The following is a 3,140-nucleotide window of genomic DNA, read 5'->3' as shown; positions in this document are numbered from 1 at the left end:
AGATGGGTCCGGCCACCGGCGGCCTGGGCGGCCTCTCCCTCCCGGGATTCTGAGCCTGTGTACGAGGGTGCCATCCAGGATCTGATCGACGAGCTGGGCCGGCTGCCGGGCGTGGGCCCGAAGAGCGCCCAACGGATCGCCTTCCACGTCCTGTCCGCCGATCCCGCCGACGTGAACCGGCTGGCCAACTCCCTGCGCAGGGTGAAGGAGCTGGTCCGGTTCTGCACGATCTGTTTCAACGTCGCCGAGTCGGAGCAGTGCCGGATCTGCCGCGACACCCGTCGCAGCAACGAGGTGCTCTGCGTCGTGGAGGAGCCCAAGGACGTCGTCGCGATCGAGCGGACCGGCGAGTTCCGCGGTCGCTATCACGTCCTGGGTGGCGCCATCAATCCGCTCGAGGGCATCGGCCCGGACAACCTGCGGATCCGTGAGCTGCTGATCAGGCTCAGCACCGGCGAGGTCAAGGAGCTGATTCTCGCCACCGATCCGAACACCGAGGGGGAGGCCACGGCCACCTACCTCGCGATCATGGTGAAGCCGATGGGGATCGCCGTTACCCGGCTGGCCAGTGGCCTGCCGGTGGGCGGTGATCTGGAGTATGCCGACGAGATCACCCTGGGCCGGGCCTTCGAGGGCCGTCGCGCCGTGTAGTGAAACCGGCCCATTTTGCCCGCTTTACCCCACTTCGGAATCATGTAGGCGGTAGTTTTCCGTCTTGGCGGGTCCCCAGGTCACGGTCCTATCACGGGGGAGACACGGATGCAGACGTGTGCCGGAGATGTCCTTGACCACACCCCCGCCGTAGGTGAATGTTCCTAACGATGGCGGCACACCCGCTGTCGCGTGCCCTCGTGGTTCTGGTCAGACCTGACCGGCTCTTCAGGGGAACGGCACTCGAGGCTTGCGATAACCGATCGGTTGCCGGGCGCTGCGGGAGCCATTGCCGACGGTCTACGGGCGCGATGCCCGCGGTCGTGGCTGTGGAAACCTGCGGTCGGCGGCCGGGGAAAGGACCGGCGGATAGATGTCGATCGGCCCAGAGGCGTCGATTACCGACGAGAAGTCGGCGCCCACCGACGACCCCGCCATCGTGCGGGCGCCGAGCGAGCAGGTCATCGCCGGCCGGTCGCTCAAGCAGATCGCCTGGCGCCGTCTGAAGACGGACAAGGTCGCGCTCGGCGGCGCCATCGTCGTCACCGTGCTGGTCCTGATCGCGATTCTCGCCCCGGTGCTGACCAAGCTGTTCGGTCACCCGATCGACGAGTTCCACGGCGACCAGATCGACGCGACGCTGGGCACCCCGATCGGTTCCTGGGGTGGCATCAGCAAGGATTTCATCCTCGGCGTCGAGCCCGTCTCCGGCCGGGACGTCTTCAGCCGCATCGTGTACGGCGCGCAGACCTCGCTCACGGTCGCCTTCCTGTCGGCGTTCCTCTCGACCGTCCTCGGCGTGATCTTCGGCCTCTCGGCCGGTTACCTCGGCGGCTGGGTCGATGCGGTGATCAGCCGGATCATGGACTTCCTGCTCGCCTTCCCGCAGCTGCTCTTCGCGATCGCCCTGGTCTCGGTGCTGCCCGACTCGATGCTCGGGCTCGGCGGCCGCTGGTCACGGGTGTTCGTGCTGGTCGGCGTCATCGGCTTCTTCGGTTGGCCGTACATCGGCCGGATCGTGCGCGGGCAGACGCTGTCGCTGCGCGAGCGTGAGTTCGTCGAGGCCGCCAAGAGCCTCGGCGCCCGCTCGCCGCGCATCCTGGGCCGGGAGCTGCTGCCGAACCTGGCCGCCCCGATCCTCGTCTACACGACGCTGATCATCCCCACCAACATCCTCACCGAGGCCGCCCTGAGCTTCCTCGGCGTGGGCATCCCGCCGCCGAACCCGTCGTGGGGCGGCATGCTCGCGGACGCGGTGAACTTCTACCGCTACGACCCGATGTACATGATCGTCCCCGGCGGAATGATCTTCATTACCGTGTTGGCCTTCAATCTCTTCGGTGACGGCCTGCGTGACGCGCTCGATCCCAAGGCCCGCTGACAACGGGGCCATCGCACCAACGCATGTTCCGCGGGCCTACGGGTTCGCTGTCTAGGAGGTAGGAGTACAGGTGGTTAGCAAGACGAGGGTGGTGGCGGCCGCTGGGGTCGCCGTCGCGTTGGGCTTCACCGCCGCTTGCGGTGGCACGTCTGACAGCGACTCCGACAAGGGCACGACCAACGGCGCGTCCGGCTACAACGCCGCGCTGACCGGCGTGGTCAACCCGAGTGACAAGAAGGGCGGCACGCTTAACCTCATGTCCGCCCAGGACGTCGATTCGATGGACCCGGCGCGCGCCTACTACGCGTTCGTGTGGAACCTGAACCGGCTCTACACCCGCAAGCTGGTGGACTACGCCGCGGCTCCGGGCGACGCCGGCCTCAAGCTGGTTCCCGACCTGGCGTCGGCCGAGCCCGAGATCAGCGCCGACAAGCTGACGTACACCTTCAAGCTCAAGAGCGGCATCAAGTGGGATGACGGCGCGCCGATCACCTCGAAGGACATCAAGTACGGCATCGAGCGGGTCTGGGCGGCGGACGTCATCTCCGGCGGCCCGGTCTACCTGCCCGGCGTCCTCGACCAGGGCCAGAAGTACCCGGGCCCGTACAAGGACACCGACCCCGACAAGCTGGGCCTGAAGTCCGTCACCACGCCGGACGACTCGACCATCGTGTTCAAGCTGCAGAAGCCGTACTCGGACTTCCTCTACCTGCTCGCGATGCCCGGCTCCGGCCCGGTGCCGCAGAAGCGGGACACCGGAGCGCAGTACGGCTCCGCACCGGCTTCCTCCGGCCCGTACATGCTCAAGCCGGGCGCGGTTGTGCCGGGCAAGAGCGTGTCCTTCGTGCGTAACCCGAACTGGGACCAGGCGACCGACACGATCCGCAAGGCGCTGCCGGACGCGATCAACCTGACCATCACCACCAACGCCGACGACATGGACAAGCGTCTCATCGACGGCACCGCCGACCTGGACGCCGGCCAGACCGGTGTGCAGACCCAGGCTCGCACCCAGATCCTGCAGGACGAGAAGCTCAAGTCGAACTCCGACGCTCCGACCACCGGCTTCCTGCGCTACGCGGGCCTGGCCACCTCGGTCGCGCCGCTG

At 67.3% G+C, this 3,140-nt stretch carries 3 protein-coding genes; all 3 read left to right on the top strand.

The genetic code is table 11. The features are described 5' to 3' along the window. Positions 1 to 57: 57 nt before the first annotated feature. On the top strand, positions 58 to 651 hold the full coding sequence (gene recR / locus DMB66_RS59280; protein ID WP_125812643.1) for a recombination mediator RecR: 594 nt from the start codon (positions 58 to 60) through the stop codon (positions 649 to 651). 373 nt (positions 652 to 1,024) lie between these two features. Then, positions 1,025 to 2,032: an ABC transporter permease gene (locus DMB66_RS59275; protein WP_125812642.1), complete on the top strand. Its 1,008-nt coding sequence runs from the start codon at positions 1,025 to 1,027 to the stop codon at positions 2,030 to 2,032. A gap of 70 nt (positions 2,033 to 2,102) precedes the next feature. Beyond that, the coding region (locus tag DMB66_RS59270; protein WP_233625617.1) for an ABC transporter substrate-binding protein at positions 2,103 to 3,140 on the top strand (1,038 nt) is incomplete at its 3' end.

It is taken from the genome of Actinoplanes sp. ATCC 53533 (assembly GCF_003947245.1).
Note: the sequence above shows the minus strand (reverse complement) of the source record. Positions and strands in the feature narration are given on the sequence as shown.